Below are 18,737 nucleotides of genomic sequence, written 5' to 3'. Positions count from 1 at the left end.
ATCCGGTCAAGCTGAGTGGCCGTCGGGTGAACCGCGTGCGGCCGGCGGCAGGTCAGGGAGGGGTGGGGCAGCGCGTCGCGGACGGCGTGACCGGTGTCGTGGTGCGGCGACGGGGTGGAGGCGTCCCCTGTGAGCTGCCCGAACGACCATTCGTTCGCCGTTATGCGGATGCTCTGTCCGTAAATCGGTCGTGCGTGTGCGACTTGCCCTCGCGTCAGACAGTCTGATCCTGCAACGGCGCGATATCGAAACCAAATATCGCGTTCAACCTTTGAATCGAAAGAGAGTTTCGTCGTGCGTCACCGCATCGCAGCCGCCTCCGCCGCCACGCTCCTCTGTCTGGTGGGCACCACCGGCATGGCAGCCGCCCAGCCCTCCAGCCTGTACGCCCCGTCCGCCCTGGTGTTCACCGTCGCGCAGGGCGACGACATCGCCACCTCCACCATCGTCCGGGCCTCCACCCTCAGCTGCGCCCCGACCGCGCTGGGTACCCACCCGGACCCGCAGGCCGCCTGCGCCGCCCTCAACTCCACCGGCGGAGCGCTGGACCGCCTGCTGGCCTCGCCGGACCCGGACCGCGCCTGCCCCATGCACTACGCCCCGGTCACCGTCACCGCCGACGGTGTGTGGAAGGGCAGCCGCGTCGCCTGGAAGCACACCTTCTCCAACACCTGCGTGATGTCCACGACCCTCAACGGGAACGCCGTCTTCGCGTTCTGACCCCGCGTTCTGACCCCGCATTCTGACCCCGCGTCGGACCTGTGGCGGACCTGTGCCGGGCGTGCTCAGGGCATCCCGAGGAGCGCGCCCCGCTTCCGGACCGTTCCCGGCCCGGAAGCGTGGCGCTCCCTTCCTCCACAGGCCTGTACCTCTATGCCGCTACGTGTTCCGCTCCCGGGCCGAGACGGTGACGTGGTCCACCCGCATCGCATGGCCCGGCTCGGTGGCCGGACCCGCGCTCGCGCCGTCGGCGAGCGGCAGATTGCCGCCGACCGCCACGTTGAGGATCAGGAACAGCCCGTGGTCGACGGCCGCCTTCCACGTCCCGGGGTCCATCCGGTCGGCGGTCACCCGGTGGTACACGCGCCCGTCCAGATACCAGCGCACCTCCTGCGCGCCGGGCGCGAGGTCGACCTCGACGGCGTACGAGTGGAACGCCGTACGGCAGCCGTCGCACGGCTGCGGACCGGAGGTCAGGCCGGCGGGTTCCCGGCACGGGCCGCCTTCCAGCACACCGCAGTGCATCGTGCCGAAGACGGTGTCCCGCCCGTTCACGGACTCCATGACGTCGAGCTCCCCGACGCCCGGCCACCCTGTGTACCCGTCGCGCAGCGGTGCCCCCAGGGTCCAGAAGGCCGGCCAGTATCCCGCCGCCTTCTCCCCGGTCACATCCGGCAGCGCGATCGACGCCTCGATCCGCAGGACCCCACCGGGCGGGGCCGCGAAGTCGGAGCGCCGCGTCTCGATCCGCCCCGAACTCCACTGCCCGTCCTTGCGGGTGGGCACGATCTCCAGTGCGCCCTTCCCGTCGAGACGGACGTTGTCGGTCGAGTCGGTCATGGTCTCGATCTCGCCGGTGCCCCACTGCGGCGCGGGGCAGCCCGGGTAGCAGGTGCCGGTGTCGTGGATCCAGTCGGCGGCGGACGGGCGGGCGCCCGCCGGGCCGTCGAAGTCGTCGCGCAGCAGCCGTGTCCACCCGTCCGCCCCCGGCGCCCCCGCTGCCGCCGCCCCCGCCGCCCCCGGTGCCGCTCCATCCGTGGCGGGCAGCAGCCCGGCCTCCGTGAGCAGCCGCTCCAGCCGGTTGGTCAGGACCACGGCCGCCGCGTTGGTCAGGTGGGCGTCGTCCCGGTAGAGCAGGATCCGGTCGAGCACGGCCGGGCAGGTCGGCCCGTCGCCCGGGCACAGGACCTGGTTCACGCCGATGCTCCGTACGCCGGGCAGGGCGCCGGACGCGATCCGCTGCGCCGGCGGATCCGGCAGAAGGGCGTCCGCGCGGCTGAACGCGCAGTCGGCCGGGGATCCGGGACTGCCGGACACGCACGCCGGGATGTCCGTACCGGGTACGGGCGTGTCCTCGACGTAGACGATCGGTGCCCCCAGGGCCCGGAGCGGCGTCAGCGTCTTCTCCCAGGCCTCGGCCAGCAGCTTCGTGTCGTCGGTGTACCGGTTGAGCGAGGCGATCACGATGAGGCGCGGCTTCGGCTGCTGCTGCCGCAGCCGCTCCAGGGAGTCCGCCCGCCAGGTGTCGCACTCCCGGTAGGCGCGCCCGAGCTGCGGGCTGTCCACCGCGAGCTCCGGCAGCGGGCAGCCCTGCTTCACCAGCTCCTGCAGGGCCCAGCCCCGTTGCGAAGCCAGCGCCAGCATCGGGGAGAACCACTGCCCGGCGTGCGAGTCCCCGAGCAGCACGATCCGGTCCGGGCTGTCCACCGCGCCGAACAGGCAGTCCGGGCTGCGCGTCTCGGCCGGGGCGACCTCACAGGCCCCGTCCGGCGGGAAGTCCCCCCGTGCCTGCGCGGGACTGGGCACCACCGGCCCGTCGGCGAGCGGCGTACCGGCCGTCCGGGCGAGCAGGGTGGGGCCCGAGGCGGCGCCCGGAGGCAGCCCCTGTGGGTCGACCGGGCCGGCCGGGCCCAGCACACGCAGCGTCGTCGTACCCACCACCAGCGCGAGGACCACCGGCAGGACGATCGCCGACACGCCCACCGACAGTCCGCGGCGGGGGAGTTCGGAGACCGTACGGCTGCGGCGCAGCGGCTGCTCGACCCAGCGCATGGTGGCCAGGGCCGGCAGTACGGCCGCCAGTGTCAGCGCGGTCTTCGCAGGCCAGCCGAGCGTGCCGAGCCGGGCCTCGGCGAGGACGAGCACCGGCCAGTGCCACAGGTACAGGTTGTAGGAGAGCCGTCCGACGGCCCGGGGCGCCCGCCCCGCCAGCAGCCGGCCCACGTCCCACGTGCCCGGGGTGTGACGCTCGCCCCGGCCGGGTATCGCGGCGAGGATCACGGCGGCGGTGGCCAGGGTCGGCACGAGCGCCGCGTAACCGGGGTACGGGGTCCCGGCGTCGTACGACACGACGCACCAGCCGATTGCCGCGGCCCCGGCCCAGCCGCACAGCAGCCGCAGGGGCCGCGGACCGCGCATCAGGTGCCAGGGCGGCAGGGCGAGCAGCGCCCCGACGCCGAACTGCCAGACCCGTGAGGGAGTTCCGAGGTACGCGAGCGATACGGAGTGCCCGGTCCAGTACACCGCCAGCGCGAACGAGGCCAGGGCGAGCGGGGCGGCGGCCAGCACCACGACGAGCCGTACGGCCCGGCCCCGGCGGACCGCCCGGGCCGCGCACAGCACCAGCACCGCCAGCAGCGGGGCCCAGAAGAGGTAGAACTGCTCCTCGACGGCGAGGGACCAGAAGTGCAGCAGCGGGCTCTGGTCGTGCCCGGCGGCGAGGTAGTCGGTCCGCTGCGACACGAACCGCCAGTTGGCGAAGGACAGGGCCGCCGCGACCACGTCGTACTCCATGTCGGCGCGGCGCAGCGGTACGGTCAGCCAGGCCCCGGCGACGGCCACCGCGGCGAGCACCACGGCGGCGGAGGGCAGCAGCCGCCGGGCCCGCCGGGAGAAGAAGTCACCGAGCCGGATCCGGCCGGTGGTGATCGCCTCCCGGACCAGCAGGCCGGTGATGAGGTAGCCGGAGATGACGAAGAAGACGTCCACGCCGACGAATCCGCCGGTCGCCCGGGGGAGGCCGGCGTGGAAGGCGAGTACCGCGAGGACGGCGACCGCGCGCAGGCCCTCGATGTCGGGCCGGAAGGCGGACCGGTGCGGGCTCGGCCCGGACTCATGGCCGGAACGGGATCCGGACGGCAGTTCTCCGGCCCTCGGGGCGGTGCCCCCGCGGGGCCGGCGCCGGCCGGGTGTGACGAGGAAGGACATGCGGATGGAGCCTTTCAACTCAGCCAGGGAAGCATCGGGTCGACCCACCCCGATGCCAGCAGGCCGGTCAGCAGGAGGACCGCGGAAGCGGCGACGGTCTCGGGCCAGCGGCGCGGCAGCACGCCACCGCGCGAGCGCAGAGCGGCCCGAACCCGGGCGCGCACCGGCCCCGCGGCCGGGTGCAGTTCGGCCACCAGGTCCCGGATCAGCGGGACGTTGATCTGGCACTGCACCAGCAGGTAGAGGAGCAGCCCCCAGTTGGGCTCCCAGCCGTTGCGGGCCACGGCCAGCGCGAGACCGGTGGCCGCGGCGCCGTTGGAGAGGACGAGCCAGACGAGCGAGACGGCGACCACCCGGCGGGCCATCCCGCCCGGAGCCCCCGCGCTCCGCACGCCCGTGGGCACCCAGGCGGCGCTGCGCCCCCGCAGCGTGTGCACGAACGCGGTCGCGGCGGCCACGCTGGTCAGGACGTTCGCCCGGATGACCTCCACCCGCCAGCGGGTGCGGCTGATCCGCGGCAGCAGCACGTGCCACAGCCACAGCGGGGCGAGCAGGGGCAGTACGTGCCAGGGCCGGATGTGGTCCGGGAACCAGAACATCATCACCAGCGGCGGCAACGGCGCCGCGAAGGTGTTCACCGCGGTGGTCAGATAGCCGACGATGCCCTCGTAGAAGCACAGCCGCATCCGCCAGGGCGCGCGCATCCGCCGCAGCACGGGCGTGCCGATCAGGTGGAGGTTGCCCATCGCCCACCGGTACTGCTGGTTGACGAAGGAGGTGACCGTGTCGGGCGAGGTGCCCTTGGCGACCAGCACCGGCACGTACAGGGTGCGGAACCCCTGCTCGTGCAGGGCGAGCCCGGTGTACAGGTCTTCGCTGTGGTCGAGGCGGGCGAAGCCGCCGGCCAGGTCGATCGCGCTGCGCCGGTACACGGCGTTGCTGCCGCAGCAGATGGCGGCGTCGCTCGCGTCCCGGGACGGCTGGATCCAGCGGAAGAACCATTCCTGCGCGGAGCCGGCGGCCCGCTGGATCCACCCCATGGACTCGTCGGTGTCGAAGCACTGCGGGCTCTGCACGATGCCGACGGCCGGATCGGCCAGGTAGGGCACGAGGTGGCGCAGGAAGTCCGGCCTCGGGGCGAAGTCCGCGTCCAGGATCGCGATGAACCCGGCGCTGCTCAGGCTGAGCGCGTGGTTGAGGTTGCCGGCCTTCTTCAGGTGCCCCCGGTCGGGTCGTACGACGTACTCGTAGCCGTACGAGGCGGCCAGCGCGGCGACCTCGGGCCGGTCGGCGTCGTCCAGGATCCAGACGGTCAGCGCGCCGGGCCAGTCGACGGCCGCGACCGCGCGGTAGGCGTTGCCCAGGACGTCGAGCGGCTCGCCGCAGGTGGGCAGGTACAGATCGACGTCCGGCAGGGCGGCGGGCCGCCAGGCGTGGACGAGCACCTCGTGCGACTGCCGGGTGAGCCGGCGCTGGCGCAGGCTGTTGACGGAGGAGAGGACGAGGGCGAGGAGGTTGAGCCCGAGGACGGCGAGGAACGCCCACAGGGCCGGTGTCCGCAGGGCGAAGGTGAACATGGTCGCCGCCGTGAACACGAAGGCGAGCGAGGTGCTGACCAGAACCCAGCGGCGCTGCGGACCGAAGTACCAGTAGAGCTCTTCGTCGGATGGTGGTTGCGGAAGATGATGAAAGGTCATAAAGCCCCCCACGGCTGTGCATGTACCCGTTTCAGGTGGTCCATCCTAGTAGTAAAGGTATAGACCAGTTATTGCGAGAGTGTGGCACCGCAGGCAATGCGCCACGGATTGGCGCGACTTCAATGGTCCAGACCTCTTAGGTCACCATCCGACCGGCCGCGTCCGGCGGGTCCGGGAAGGCGCGGGTCACGTAAGGGTGAACAGTCCTGGAACTCGCCGGGGCGGCCGGGCCGTCGCCGGCCGGAGGGCGGGGCCCGGGGGTGGGGGTCAGGTGGTGAAGATCCGGTCGAGGTGGTGGTGGAGCACCGCGACGGCCGACTCGGGCGTCCGCTGGCCCACGCGTGCGGTGAAGCGGTCCGTGAGGTGCTGCAGTCCGTGGAAGAGCAGCTTCTCCTTGGTCTCGAAGTAGTACTGCACGAGTCGCAGTGACACCCCCGCCTCCGCCGCGACGTCGCGCATGCCCACGGCGTGCAGTCCGCGCCGCCCGGCCACCTGGATGAGCGCCTCGGCGATCTGGGCGCGCCGCTCCTCGTGGTCCACGCGCTTCGGCATGTGTCGTCTCTCCGCCCGTCGGTGGTGCGCTCGTGTTCGTCGTCCGGACCCCCGGACCCTTTCATGGTACCGCCGTACCATTTTTATGGTACGTTCGTATTACGAAGAGTGGATCTTCGAAGAACCGGAGGTGCCCCGTGCCCGAGAACACCACCCGAACCCGTCCGCGCCGCGACGTCGGCCGCTATGTGAACGATGAGCTGCGCGACCGGTACTTCGCCGCGGGCGACGCGCTCTACGCGATGGGCGCACCCGCCCGCTACGAGACGGACGTCGAGACCAGCTTCGGCACCACGCACGTCTACCGCTACGGCCCCGACGACCCGGCCGCCGAGTCCCGCACTCCGGTCGTCCTGATCCACGGCGCGGGCTACTGCTCGGCCATGTGGTACCCCAACACCCCCGCACTCAGCGCCGAACGCCCCGTCTACGCGCTCGACACCCCCGGCGACGCCGGCCGCAGCATCCACCGCGAACCCATGTGGCAGCCCGAGCGCGCGGCCCAGTGGCTCGACGAGGCACTGGAGGAACTGGGCCTCGACCGGGTCCACCTCGTCGGCTCCTCCTACGGAGGCTGGCTCGTGCTCAACCAGGCGCACCGCCGGCCCGGCCGGCTCGCCTCCGTCACGCTCCTCGACCCGGGCGGCCTGGAGAAGGTGGGCCTGCGCTTCTTCGCCTGGGTCTTCGTCAGCCTCTTCGCCAGCTTCGCGCCCAAGGTGATGCGCCCGCGCCTCGCCGCCTGGCTGGAGCAGCCGGTCATCGTCGTGCCCGAGCTGCGCAAGTGGGTCCAGGCGGGTGCCCGGGCCTTCCGGATCCGACGCCCCGCGCCCCTGCCGCTGGCCGAGGACGCACTGCGCTCCATCCGCACCCCGCTCTACCTCGTGCTGGGCAAGCGCAGCCTGCTCGTACACCCGAAGCGCCAGCTGGAACGCGTGCCGCGCCTGATACCCGGCGCTCGCGCCGAGATCGTCGCCGCCACCGGCCACGGCCCGCAGATCGACCACCCCGACCTGGTCAACGCGCGGATGCTGAGCTTCATGGAGGACGTCGACTCCCTCGCTCCCGCCGGCGCCTGAGCCCGGCCCGGTGCCTCCGGATTCCGTGGGCAGGTCCGGAAGTGACGTGTCGATCATCCGGATCGTCACTGTTCATCCCGGTCCGGCGGGGCAAGGATGTCTCCCTGCGATTCGGCTTCCACGTGACGTGATCCGGGGGGATTCATGACAACGAGAACGCGACGCACCGGGAACGCGAGGGGTGCAGGACGTACGAGGCGTACGGGCTTCGCCGTGGCGGGCAGTTTCCTCGCCGCCCTCGGTATGACGGCTCCCGCGCAGGCGGCCGCGGGGGGAGCCGCCGCACCCTGCAGGCCGTCCATCCAGGTCCTTCAGTCGCTGCCCACCACCGACGATCCGCATCCGAGCCCCTGGGTGCGCCGCACCCAGGTCAGCGCCATCGCACCGGGCCACTCGCGCCTGGCGGTCGGTATGTCCGGCATGAAGCCGGCGTACTGGATCGGGGAACGGGTGTACGCGGTGCCGGTCCCCGAGGGCTCCAGTACGAGCCGGGTCGTGGACGTCAACCGGTCCGGCCTCATGATCGGGCAGGTGACCACCCGCGAGGGCAGCAAGGCGTTCAGCTACCGGCACGGCGATGCCGCCATCACCGTACTGCCCGGCGGGGACGAGGCGAGCGGGGTCAACGACCGGGGCGTCATCGCCGGCAGTCTCTGGGACGCCGCGCAGAACCGGACCACCGGCCTGGAATGGTCGGAGGGCAGGCTGCGCCGCGAACTGCCCGCGCCCGCCGGATACAGGCTCCACGAGACGTCGGGCCTCAACAACGCCGGGCAGGTCTCGGGCAACGGGCGGGCGGAGGAGCCCCGCCCCGGCGCCCGGTTCCTCGTCGTCCCGGGGTTCTACTGGCCCGCGTACCCGGACGCGGCGCCCTCGGTGCTGGGGCCCGTCGACGACACGGGGGACACCTACGTCACCCGGGAGATCGACGATTCGGGCCGGATCGTCGGCTACGCGCGGCGGGGCACAGGGCCCGGCAGCGCGGAGTTCGCCGTGGTGTGGAACCGACCCGACGGCCTTCCGGTGTACGCACCCTGGGCACCCGGCGCGATCGGCGGAACGTTCGACTCGATCAGCCCGAACACCGGCGTCGCGGTCGGCCTGGCCGAGTTCACCTACGCGTTGCCGCGCCCGCCGGACAGCCCGGGGGCCCGGGCGCAGTACTGGACCGGCAAGGGGCCGGTGCGCGTCCTGCCCGGGCTGGGCCCGTCCCTGTTCACCGCCGCCTTCGCCGTCACGGACGACGACCGGGTCGGCGGAGCCGCGCTGGACGCGCAGAACCGGGTCCGGCCGGTGATCTGGACCTGTGCGTCCAAGCAGGCGTACGTCCTGGAGAGCCCCCGGCCGTAGGGCCGGTTCGGTGCGTTCGCGTTCGGGGCAGGGCGGTCTCGCACACGCCGTGGCGAGCACCCCCGTGGTTCGCCACGGCGTGTGCGGGGCCGTCCTGCGTCAGCGGGTGGGGGAGGGCGGGGCCGTCTCGGGCGTGCCCGTGGGGTGGAAGCGGGTGATGCGCTGCGGGGGGACGATCGTCGGGAGGAGGAAGTTCCACAGGTCGGTGACGCGCGTGTGGAGGTCTTCGCGGCGCGTGCGGACGTGTGAGGTGACCTGGATGCCGGTGAAGGCTCCCACGAGCAGGGTCGAGAGGTCCTGGACGTCGAGCGACGGGTATATGTCGCCGCGCTGCTGAGCGGGGGTCAGGCAGTTGCGGCAGGTGTCGATCCAGGCGTCGTAGGGGGTCGGGTCGGGGTGGGTGAAGGAGCCGAACTCGATGACCAGGCGGATGCCGGCGCGGATACGGACGTCGGTGCGCAGGCCGTGCGCCATCTGGTGGGTGAGGTCGATGACGGTCTGCAGGCCCGGGTTCTCGACGGCCGGGAGGTGTTCGGAGACCTGGAACTGCTCGTCCATCAGGGTGCGGGCGAGGGCTTCCTTGGACGAGAAGTGGAAGTAGAGGGCGCCCTTGGTGACTCCGGCGTGCTTGACGACGTCGCTGAGGCTGGTGCCCTCGAACCCGCCGAGATCGAAGGCGGTCGCCGCGCCGTCGAGTATGGCTTGGCGGGTGATCTCGGCCCGCTCCTGTCTGGCCCTCGCCACGTTCTGCTCGTCCCCTTGGTCACTGCCCGAGCGGTGTTCGCCGCGGTGTGCCGTCAATGTAGTCGGGCAACGCGAAACGAAACCAGTCGGCAGGTACTTTTTTTTGCGGAGGCGGGGAGCGGTTCGGGGAGTTGTGTGGTTCTTTGCGTGATTCTTTTTCGGCGGCGAGCAGGCCTGGACGTCAATGGACGTGCGCCGAAGGCGAGTTGGCCGGGCGGTCCGGGTAGTCCGGGTAGTCCGGAAGCGTGAGTGCGGTGCCGTCCTTCGCCGCCTTGAGCATCCAGGCGAGGACGCGGCGCCTGCCGAGCAGGGTGTTGCGCAGGCGCAGGCCCGGATTCGAGGAGGGGGCGAGGAAGCGGCCCGTGCGGTCGCCGCCCTTCTGGCGGTCCTGGGCGTAGGCGCGCAGCAGGGACTCGTAGCGGGCGAAGGCGGCCCGGTGGCCCCCGGGCGAGCGGGAGAGTTCACCGGCCAGGACGTACGCGCCCAGGATCGCGGTGCCCGTGCCCATTCCGCCGATGGTCGCGCCGCAGGCGGCGTCACCGAGGAGGGCGATCCGGCCGGTGGACCAGGCGGGGGCGTCGGCGCGGCTGATCGAGTCGAAGTAGAGGTCGTCGGCGGTGCCGAGGGAGTCGAGGAGGCGGTCCACCTTCCAGGGCAGACCGGCGAAGGCCCCGCGCAGGAGGCGTTTGTGGGCCTCGGTGTCATGGCGGTCGTACGCGAGCTCGGGGGAGGCGAAGACGAGGAAGGCGCGGGCACGGGAGGGGTCGGTGCGGTCCGCGGCGACACTGGCGAGGCGGCCGGGGGTGTTGTGGCCGATGGAGCCGGGGCGCAGGTCCAGGCCCAGGTCCGGGTGGTTGGGCAGGCTCCAGGTGGCGGCGTAGTGGCCGAGGTGGGTGACGTGGTCGGCATCCGGGCCGAAGGCGAGGCGCCGGACGTTCGAGTGGAGGCCGTCGGCGCCGACGACGAGGTCGAAGGTGCGGGGCGGGCCGTGGCGGAAGGTGACGTCGACGCCGGTGGCCGTCTCGGTGAGGGAGGTGAGCGAGTCCCCGAAGAGGTACTCGGCGCCGGCGGCGAGCGAGGCCTCGTAGAGGATCCGGGAGAGGTCGCCGCGCAGGACCTCGATGTCGCCGCCCGCGAACTCGGCGGGCAGGTGCAGGAGTTCGCGGCCATCGGCGTCGACGAAGGTCATCGGACTGCCGCCGGTCCGGACGCGGTGGAGCTCGTCGAGGATCCCCATCCGCCGAAGGACGCGCAGCTGGGTCCCGCCGCGGAAGTCGACGGCCTGGCCGCCCGGGCGCAGGGCGGGGGCGATCTCGACGACGGTGGGGCGCAGGCCGTGGCGGCCGAGCCGGTGGGCGAGGGCGGGGCCCGCGACGCCGGCGCCCGAGATGAGGACGGTACGGGCCGCGGGGCGCGGGCTGCCGATCTGTTCGGACGGTGCGGTCATGGAGGACTCCTGGGCCTGAGATTAACTGTGTCCGATGGACACTGATTCGATACCGTGTACGGTAGACGCAGTTTTGGTGCGAGCGCAAGGTGAATGCGATGGCGAGCGATCAGTGGGGCCCGGCCGTGCGGTTGCTGTGGGGGCCGCCGCCTGCCGGGCCCGCGCGCGGACCGAAGCGGGGGCTCACGCTGGAGGGGATCGCCCGGGCGGGTATCAAGATCGCCGACGCGGAGGGCCTGGGCGGCGCGTCGATGCAGCGGGTGGCCGCGGAGCTGGCCGTCACCAAGATGGCTCTGTACCGGTACGTGCCGGGGAAGGCCGAACTGGTCGCGCTGATGGTGGAGGGCGCGATGCCCGCGGCGGCGCAGTCGCCGGACGGCCCCTGGCGGGAGCGGCTCGAGGAGTGGGCGCGGGGGCTGCTGGAGGGCCTTCGGCTCCACCCGTGGCTGCTGGAAGCGACCGTCGGGGTGCGGGTCATGGGCCCGCGGGAGCTGGAGTGGATGGAGCGGGCGCTCGCCGCGCTGGACGGGTGCGGGCTGACCGGGGCCGAGGCGATGGACGCGGTGGTGCTGCTCGCCGGGCACGTACGCGGCATCGCGGAGCAGGAGCGGGCCGCCGGCGCGGGAGCCGGGTCGGGGGTGGCGGGGGAGGGGCCGGATGCTCAACTGGCGGAGGTGCTGGGCGAGGTGATGCGGGCGCACGGGGACCGGTTCCCCGCACTCGGGGCGGCGCTGGCCTCGGCGGCGGAACACGGCGGCCGGGACCAGGCCCTGGAGTTCGGACTGGGGCGCATCCTGGACGGGCTCGAACTGCTGATGACCCGCCGCGCGGGCGGGAACTGACCCCACGCACGGGCCGGCCGGGACGGTGCGGCAGGGCCCCGGGGGTGTGCCGGCAGCGGCGTGGGCGAAGACCTTCTCGCGCGATACGCCTACAACTGACGTACCACGAGCGGCAGTTCGCCGGGTGCGCTCACCGCGACGCTGCCCGGATACGCCTGGACCAGGACGTCATACACGCCGGACATCTTTCAGACACCGTGTACTGCTCCGGCCGCTCTCATGCCCCTGCCGGGCCGCTTCGAGCACCCCGCCCGGTGTTGTCGCTCAGCCGGATTCGCCCCGCGGACGCAGGACCATGAGCGCGCCTTCCAAGGTCGCCACCATGGCGAAGGGGAATCGGTCGACCTCAGGAAGACCCCGCATGCGCTGTCCGCAGTGCCGTGGAGCGGGTGGCGGCCGCCGTCGAAGCTGCCGAACGGCTCGAACCATCTTCCTCACCCTGCGAAAGACCCCGCGCCGACCACCCCCGAGACACCGGTCCCGGCTCCGGCTTTCGTCTCCGGGGCTGTTTCCGGCCGGCCCTGGGCCCGGTAGCGGCCGGGTGTGGTGCCGAACTCGCGGCTGAAGGCGTGCGAGAGGGCGTACGGGCTGCCGTAGCCGACCCGCCGCGCCACCGAGTCCAGCGGCTCCTCGGACTCGCGCAGTACCGCCGCGGCCAGGCTCAGCCGCCACCACGTCAGGTATGCCATCGGAGGCCGGCCCACCAGGGAGGTGAAACGCCGGGCCAGGGTGGGCCGGGACACCCCGACCTGCGCCGCCAGACGCTCGTTGGTCCACGGCGCGGCCGGGTCCGCGTGCAGGGCCCGCAGCGCGCCGGCCGCCACCGGATCGCCCAGCACCGCCGACCACGTCCCGCTCCCGCCCTCGGTCACCCAGGAGCGGATCATGTAGACGAGCAGCAGGTCGAGCAGGCCGGGCACCGCGATGCCGGAACCAGGCCGCTGCTCGCCCAGCTCACGGCCCAGCAGGTCGATGGCGGACCGCAGTTCGGGCCGTGCTCCCACCCGGGAAGGCAGGTGCACGACCTGCGGCAGCTCCGCCATCAGCGGATGCGCCCGGCTGCGGTCGAGCCGGTACTTGCCGCACAGCATCTCCACCACACCACCACCGGCCCCCGCTCCAGCCGCCGCATCCACCCCGTCCGGCCCGCCCCCGAGCCCGCCAGGCCCGCCAGGTCCACCCCCGGCTCCCGGCCCGCGGCGCCGGCCCGCCCCAACTGCTCGACCCGGCAGACCTGTCGTACGTACCGCGTCCCACTGTCGGAACGGCACCGCCCGCTCCATCTCCCGCGCACCGGCCGGTCGGTCGGCGATCACATGGCCCGCCCCGTGCGGCAGCAGCACCGCGTCCCCCACGCCCAGTGACAGGGGCGCACCGCCTCCGTCGGGCAGCAGCCAGCAGCTGCCCTCCAGCACGATGTGGAACCCGGCGCCGTCGTACGGGTCGAGGCGGGCGCACCAACTCCCTTCCACCCGGACCCGCTGCGAGGAGGGCCGCCCGATCCGTACGGCCGAGATCGCATCGCTCACCACGTCCATCCCGTCACGCTACCGGACCGCCGCCCGGTGTGAGACGCGCGCGTATTGCGGTGAGCCAGACAGGCATTGAGGAGCTCACCGGCTTCTTTCTAGGGTCGTGGCATGACGAATGAGAACAAGCAGTCGATCTGGCTGGGCGATATCGAGGTCATCCGGGTCCGCGAGTGGCAGGGCTTCTTCACCTCCCCCCGCGACCTGGTGCCGGACTCCGCCGCGGTGTGGGAGGACAACAGGCACTGGCTGGCTCCGGACCACTGGGAGCCGGAGCAGGACCAGGCGGTGATGGCCCTGCAGTCCTGGGTCCTGCGCAGTGCCGGCCGGACCGTCCTGATCGACACCGGGGTCGGCAACGGCCGCGAACGCCCCCACACCCCCCGTTTCCACCACTGGCAGACCGACTTCCTGGGCGCCCTGGCCGGCGCCGGCGTGCACCCGGAGGACGTCGACGTCGTGGTCAACACCCACCTCCACGCCGACCACGTCGGCTGGAACACCCGTGACGTGGACGGGGAATGGGTCCCGACGTTCCCCCGCGCCCGCTACCTCATCCCCGCGGCGGACGACTTCCACTTCGGGCCGGGCAACTCCTCGGGGCAGGGCCGAGGCCCGGACGACGGCCTGGTCTACGAGGACAGCATCGCGCCCATCCACCGGGCCGGACAGGCCGTGCTGTGGGACGGCGCCCACCGCATCGACGAACACCTCACCCTGGAGCCGGCTCCCGGCCATACCCCCGGATCGTCCGTCCTGCGTCTGGACTCCCGAGGTGAGCGGGCCGTGTTCGTCGGCGATCTCATGCACAGCCCGGTGCAGATCGTCCAGCCCTCCTGCAACAGCTGTTTCTGCCTGGACCCGGTACAGGCGGCGGCCAGCCGCCGCCGTGTCCTGCAACGGGCGGCGGACGAGCGGGAACTGGTCGTCCCCGCCCACTTCGCCGGCCCGGGCGCCCTGAACATCCGCGCTGCCGCCGACACCTTCGCCCCCGCCTGCTGGGCCTCCTGGCCCCCGTCCGACGACACGGCCGGGGAGCCTGCTGCCCCGTCCGAGGGGGGCGGGCTCGTGGGGGCTGATCGACACGACAGCCCTTAGCATGCGCGGCATGAGTGATCTTGACGAGCGGTTGCGCGGGTTCCGGCTCGATGTGGGGCAGGGGGAGCTGGACGACCTGCGGGAGCGGCTGGGCCGGGTGCGGTGGCCCGACGAGCTGCCCGGGGTCGGCTGGGCGTACGGGATGCCGCTCGCCCGGATGCGGGAGCTCGCCGGCTACTGGCGCGAGGAGTACGACTGGCGGGCGGCCGAGGCCCGGCTGAACGAGTGGCCGCAGTTCACCACGGTCATCGACGGCGCACGGGTGCACTTCGCACACGTCCGCTCGCCCGAGCCGGACGCGACCCCGCTGCTGATGACCCATGGCTGGCCGGGCTCGCCGGTGGAGTTCCAGCGCGTCGCGGGCCCGCTCACGGACCCCCGGGCGCACGGCGGCGACCCGGCGGACGCCTTCCACCTGGTGCTGCCGAGCATCCCCGGCTTCGGCCTCTCGGGGCCCACGACCGAGACGGGCTGGGAGTTCAAGCGGGTGGCCCGGGCCTTCGGCGTGCTGATGGACCGCCTCGGCCACCGGTCGTACGGGGTGCAGGGCGGCGACTGGGGGGCCGCGATCTCGCGGGAACTCGGGCTGATCCGGCCGGACCGCGTGATCGGAGTGCACCTGAACCTGTTGCCCGGGGGCGGGGCCACCGCCGAACCCCGGCCGGAGGAACTGGCCGCGCTGTCCCCCGCCGAACAGGAACGGACGCTGGCCTCCTGGGAGCGGTACCGGATCTGGGCGCGCGAGCGGCAGGGGTACGCCGACATCCAGGCGACCCGCCCGCAGACCCTCGCGTACGGGCTCAACGACTCGCCGGTCGGCCTGCTCGCCTGGATCGCGGAGAAGTTCACCGAGTGGAGCGACCCCGCGTGCCCGGTGGACCGGGACCAGATGCTGACCAACGTGATGCTGTACTGGCTCACCGGAACGGCCGGCAGCGCGGCCCGCATCTACTACGAGCGGGCCCACGCCGCGTACGCCGGCCTGCCGCCCGAGGTGTCGCGGACCCCGACCGCACTGGCCGACTTCCCCCGGGACAACTTCATCCCGCTGCGCCACGTCGCCGCGCGCACCGACACCATCGTGCGCTGGACCTCGTACGACCGGGGCGGTCACTTCCCCGCCATGGAGGTGCCCGAGCTGCTGGTGGGGGACATCCGCGCCTTCTTCCGGCAACTGCGCTGACCGGCATGTGAAAACGTGTGGGCCGGGGCCGGACCGGATGTGATGATCGCCCGGTGATCGATGAACAGCGGACCCGGCCCGTACTGACGGGCGACGAGCGCGCCACCTTGACCAGCGTCCTGCAGTGGCAGCGGGACACCCTGATGATGAAGTGCGCGGGGCTGAGCGAGCAGCAGTTGCGCATGAGGGCGGTGGCCCCGTCCGGGCTGAGCCTGCTCGGGCTGGTGCGCCACCTCGCGGAGGTCGAGCGCGGATGGTTCCGCAACGCCCTGGCCGGGGAGGACGTACGGGGCTACTTCCCGAAGAACGAGGCGGGGGAGTGGACGGAGTTCCACGTCGAGGACGCGGACGTGGCCGGCTCGTTCAGGATCTGGGAGGAGACGTGCGAGCGGTCGCGCGCGATCGTGGACGCCGCCGAGTCCCTCGACGTGACCGGGCACTCCGGCGACCAGTCGTACTCGCTGCACTACATCCTGGCCCACATGATCGAGGAGTACGCCCGCCACAACGGGCACGCGGACCTGCTGCGCGAGGCGATCGACGGGACGACCGGGGAATGACCCGGGCACGACCCGGAACGACCCCGCCATGACCCGGAAATGACCGGGCCGTGGCGGGGCCCGGCCCTGTACGGTCCGAAGCCATGCGGATCACGAAGTACACCCATGCATGTGTCCGGATCGAGCAGGGCGGCCGGGTACTCGTCATCGATCCCGGCACGTGGAGCGAACCGGCCGCCCTGACCGGCGCGGACGCCGTGCTGGTGACCCACGAGCACACCGACCACGTCGACGTGCTGCGCCTGGCGGGGCTCGGCGTACCGGTCTACGCCCCCGCCGAGGCGGACATTCCGCGGCTGGACGTCATCGGGGTGTCCTCCGGTGCGGAGTTCACCGCCGCGGGCTTCCGCATACGGGCGGTCGGCGGCCGCCATGCCTTCGTCTACGGCGGCCAGCCCGACTGCGCGAACCTCGGTTACGTCGTCGAGGACGCGGTCTACCACCCGGGTGACTCCCTGCACGTGCCCGAGCAGGAGATCGAGACACTGCTGGTGCCGGCGCAGGGGTCGTGGCTGAAAATGGTGGAGGCCATCGATTTCGTCAAGGCCGTGAACCCGCGGAGGGCGTTCGCCATTCACGACGCGCAGATCAACGACCGCGGTCTCAGCAGCGTCAACGGCTGGCTCGGTGAGGAGACTTCGCACGGCTACCGCTATCTGCGGCCCGGCGAATCGCTCTGAGGCGCCGGACCCCTCCTGGCCCCGCCACCTGCGGAGGAGCAGGATAGTCTCCGTCGAATGGTTCGACAGGGATCCCTCTCCGCACTGCGGCACAAGCCGTTCAGATTATTCCTCCTGGCACGTCTGATCTCGATGAGCGGCACGGCGATGGCTCCCGTGGCCCTGGCGTTCGCCGTGTTCGGATTCGACAGCAGCCCGGCGTCCCTGGCGATCGTCCTCGCCGCCAACACCGCCCCGCAGCTCGTCCTGCTCCTCGTCGGAGGAGTGATCGCGGACCGGTTCTCCCGCCAACGGGTCATTGTCATCGGCAATGTGCTGCCGGCCGTCACCCAGGGCTGCGTCGCACTGCTCGTGGTGACGGGAACGGCCACCACCGGGCGGATCGCCCTGTTCGCGGCGCTGGCGGGCTGCGCGTCGGCACTGACCCAGCCCGCCATGAACAGCCTGCTGCCGCAGCTCGTCGATCCCGGCGAGCTGCAGCAGGCGAACGCGCTGATGCGGTTGCCCGGCAACGTCATCCGCATCCTCGCGCCGGCGGTCGGCGGCGCCCTCGTGGCCTTCATCGGCCCGGAACTGACCCTGGGCTGGGACGCCGCCAGTTTCGCGGTCGCGGCCCTCCTCTGCAGCCGTCTTGACGTGTCCGGACCTGTCAAGACCACGGCTTCAGTTCTCCGCGACTTCAAGGATGGCTGGAAAGAGTTCTCCCGTCTCTCCTGGATCTGGTCCTACACGCTGTCCGGCACCGTGGTCGTCGCCCTCTGGCTCGGCGGCTATCAGCTCCTCGGCCCCGTGATGGCACAGAACAGTCATCTGGGTGCTCCTTCGTGGGGAATCGTCCAGGGGGCATTCGCGGCAGGCCTGCTCCTGGGTGGAATCGTTTCACTCAAATGGAAGCCGTCCAGGATCATGGTCGTGTGCGTATGCGCCAACCTGCCTCTCGCGCTGCCCTTCCTCGCACTCGCCTGGGGCGCGCCGCTCGCCGTGCTGGCCGGGGCGGCCGTCATGGCGGGCATCGGTCTCGACATCGCGATCGTGTGCTGGAACACCGCCGTGCAGGAACAGCTCCCGTCCGAGGTGCTCGGGCGGGTCAGCTCCTTCAGCTCGGCCGGTGAGCTCATGTCCGTCCCGCTGGGCTACCTCGTCGTGGGCGCCGCGGCGACCTCCCTCGGTACGGAGTCCGTCCTTCTCTGGAGTGCCGTACTGATGACCTCGGCGAGCCTGGTGCTGCTGCTCGCCCCGAGCCTGTGGGCGGTACGCAGGCTGCCCGCGGACCCGGGTCCGGCCGCCGCGGCGGCGGCGGGAGACCAGGACCGAAGGGGCCGGACCGGCCGGGCGCCCGATCAGGTGGCACGCCCGTAGCGGACCGCTGTGCTCCAGATCCGCTCCAGGCGCACCCGGGTACCGGGGCGTGGAGCATGCCAGATGCGGTCGTCGCCGGCGTAGATCCCCACGTGGGTCATGGTCGCGCCGCTGGGGAAGAAGACCAGGTCCCCGGCCGCGCGATCGGCCTCGGGGATGTGGCGGGTGTGCTCGTACTGCTGCTCGGCGGTGCGTGGAAGCCGTTTGCCCGCCTTCTTGAAGGCGTAGAGGGTGAGGCCCGAGCAGTCGAAGCGTTTGGGGCCCGTGGCGCCGTAGGCGTACGGCGAGCCCTGTTTGGAGGCGGCCACCGCGACGGCTCTGGCGCCATACGGGGCGGTGGCGTGTGCCGGGGCTGCGGGGCCGGTCGTTACGGCGGCCGTCAGGAGCAGCAGCGAGAGGACGGCGCGGGCTCTGGGGCAACAACACGTGGGGAGAAGGCCCTTGGGGGCCTTTCGGAAGTCGGTCCTGAAGCAGGACATCGTGACACCTCCGCAATCGGTGGGCAGGGTAACAGTCAGATCAGTGATCGGGGTCCTGTTCTCGGTCGATACGTCATGGCTCTGACGGCGGACCAGTTTTCTCCGACGGGATCCGCCGAACAGCGCGGGACACAGTCTCATTTATCTCGATTTTGCATTCGATTCGAGATCATAAGGCTGAAGGATTGCCATATGGGCATGCCCGACACGCCGG

15 protein-coding genes and 1 pseudogene are annotated in these 18,737 nt (G+C 72.0%); 9 read left to right on the top strand and 7 right to left on the bottom strand.

The features are described from left to right. Positions 1 to 294 precede the first annotated feature (294 nt). Complete coding sequence (locus ACFY04_RS17885) at positions 295 to 720, top strand: subtilase-type protease inhibitor (RefSeq protein ID WP_389117704.1); 426 nt, start codon at positions 295 to 297, stop codon at positions 718 to 720. Positions 721 to 879: 159 nt separating this feature from the next. Here the strand turns inward: ACFY04_RS17885 and ACFY04_RS17880 are convergent, their stop codons facing one another. The 3 genes and pseudogenes from ACFY04_RS17880 to ACFY04_RS17870 form a co-directional block, all read right to left on the bottom strand. After that, positions 880 to 3,927, bottom strand: a complete 3,048-nt coding sequence (locus tag ACFY04_RS17880; RefSeq protein WP_389117702.1) for an SGNH hydrolase domain-containing protein — start codon at positions 3,925 to 3,927, stop codon at positions 880 to 882. A 14-nt stretch (positions 3,928 to 3,941) separates the two neighbouring features. Then, complete coding sequence (locus tag ACFY04_RS17875; RefSeq protein WP_389117701.1) at positions 3,942 to 5,624, bottom strand: glycosyltransferase family 2 protein; 1,683 nt, start codon at positions 5,622 to 5,624, stop codon at positions 3,942 to 3,944. Positions 5,625 to 5,951: 327 nt separating this feature from the next. Further along, a pseudogene (locus ACFY04_RS17870) lies at positions 5,952 to 6,176 on the bottom strand (TetR/AcrR family transcriptional regulator); the annotation flags it as partial. A gap of 137 nt (positions 6,177 to 6,313) precedes the next feature. Here ACFY04_RS17870 and ACFY04_RS17865 point away from each other — a divergent pair. Both ACFY04_RS17865 and ACFY04_RS17860 read left to right on the top strand, forming a co-directional pair. Then, complete coding sequence (locus tag ACFY04_RS17865; RefSeq protein ID WP_389117700.1) at positions 6,314 to 7,252, top strand: alpha/beta fold hydrolase; 939 nt, start codon at positions 6,314 to 6,316, stop codon at positions 7,250 to 7,252. Positions 7,253 to 7,465: 213 nt separating this feature from the next. Further along, a complete protein-coding gene (locus tag ACFY04_RS17860) occupies positions 7,466 to 8,602 on the top strand; it encodes a hypothetical protein (protein WP_389117699.1) in 1,137 nt (378 codons plus the stop codon). Positions 8,603 to 8,701: 99 nt separating this feature from the next. On the opposite strand, the gene ACFY04_RS17855 is transcribed toward ACFY04_RS17860, so the two are convergent. Further along, entirely contained in the window at positions 8,702 to 9,346 is a 645-nt protein-coding gene (locus tag ACFY04_RS17855) for a ScbR family autoregulator-binding transcription factor (protein ID WP_389117698.1), read from the bottom strand. 181 nt (positions 9,347 to 9,527) lie between these two features. Continuing rightward, positions 9,528 to 10,793: an FAD-dependent monooxygenase gene (locus ACFY04_RS17850; RefSeq protein ID WP_389117697.1), complete on the bottom strand. Its 1,266-nt coding sequence runs from the start codon at positions 10,791 to 10,793 to the stop codon at positions 9,528 to 9,530. Between the two features lie 98 nt (positions 10,794 to 10,891). On the opposite strand from ACFY04_RS17850, the gene ACFY04_RS17845 reads away from it, so the two are divergent. Next, a complete protein-coding gene (locus ACFY04_RS17845; protein WP_389117695.1) occupies positions 10,892 to 11,635 on the top strand; it encodes a TetR/AcrR family transcriptional regulator in 744 nt (247 codons plus the stop codon). Between the two features lie 434 nt (positions 11,636 to 12,069). On the opposite strand, the gene ACFY04_RS17840 is transcribed toward ACFY04_RS17845, so the two are convergent. Further along, positions 12,070 to 13,173, bottom strand: a complete 1,104-nt coding sequence (locus ACFY04_RS17840; RefSeq protein ID WP_389117693.1) for an AraC family transcriptional regulator — start codon at positions 13,171 to 13,173, stop codon at positions 12,070 to 12,072. A 102-nt stretch (positions 13,174 to 13,275) separates the two neighbouring features. On the opposite strand from ACFY04_RS17840, the gene ACFY04_RS17835 reads away from it, so the two are divergent. The 5 genes from ACFY04_RS17835 to ACFY04_RS17815 all read left to right on the top strand — a co-directional run bounded on the left by ACFY04_RS17835 (position 13,276) and on the right by ACFY04_RS17815 (position 18,044). After that, positions 13,276 to 14,262, top strand: a complete 987-nt coding sequence (locus ACFY04_RS17835) for an MBL fold metallo-hydrolase (RefSeq protein ID WP_389117691.1) — start codon at positions 13,276 to 13,278, stop codon at positions 14,260 to 14,262. Between the two features lie 10 nt (positions 14,263 to 14,272). Next, the gene (locus ACFY04_RS17830) at positions 14,273 to 15,445 is read left to right on the top strand and encodes an epoxide hydrolase family protein (protein WP_389117689.1); all 1,173 of its coding nucleotides are present in this window, start codon (positions 14,273 to 14,275) and stop codon (positions 15,443 to 15,445) included. Between the two features lie 53 nt (positions 15,446 to 15,498). Continuing rightward, complete coding sequence (locus ACFY04_RS17825) at positions 15,499 to 16,005, top strand: DinB family protein (protein ID WP_389117687.1); 507 nt, start codon at positions 15,499 to 15,501, stop codon at positions 16,003 to 16,005. Between the two features lie 83 nt (positions 16,006 to 16,088). Further along, a complete protein-coding gene (locus ACFY04_RS17820) occupies positions 16,089 to 16,685 on the top strand; it encodes an MBL fold metallo-hydrolase (RefSeq protein WP_389117685.1) in 597 nt (198 codons plus the stop codon). Positions 16,686 to 16,742: 57 nt separating this feature from the next. After that, positions 16,743 to 18,044 carry an MFS transporter gene (locus tag ACFY04_RS17815; RefSeq protein WP_389117683.1) on the top strand — a complete coding sequence of 434 codons (1,302 nt, stop codon included), beginning with the start codon at positions 16,743 to 16,745 and terminating at the stop codon, positions 18,042 to 18,044. Here the strand turns inward: ACFY04_RS17815 and ACFY04_RS17810 are convergent. Continuing rightward, on the bottom strand, positions 18,026 to 18,523 hold the full coding sequence (locus ACFY04_RS17810) for a C40 family peptidase (RefSeq protein ID WP_314245998.1): 498 nt from the start codon (positions 18,521 to 18,523) through the stop codon (positions 18,026 to 18,028). The two genes, ACFY04_RS17815 and ACFY04_RS17810, sit on opposite strands and share 19 nt — an antisense overlap. Positions 18,524 to 18,737: the final 214 nt, after the last annotated feature.

The sequence above is a fragment of the Streptomyces sp. NPDC001549 genome, from assembly GCF_042894025.1.
Taxonomy (GTDB): Bacteria; Actinomycetota; Actinomycetes; order Streptomycetales; family Streptomycetaceae; genus Streptomyces; species Streptomyces kutzneri.
This window is presented reverse-complemented; position numbering and strand designations above follow the sequence as displayed.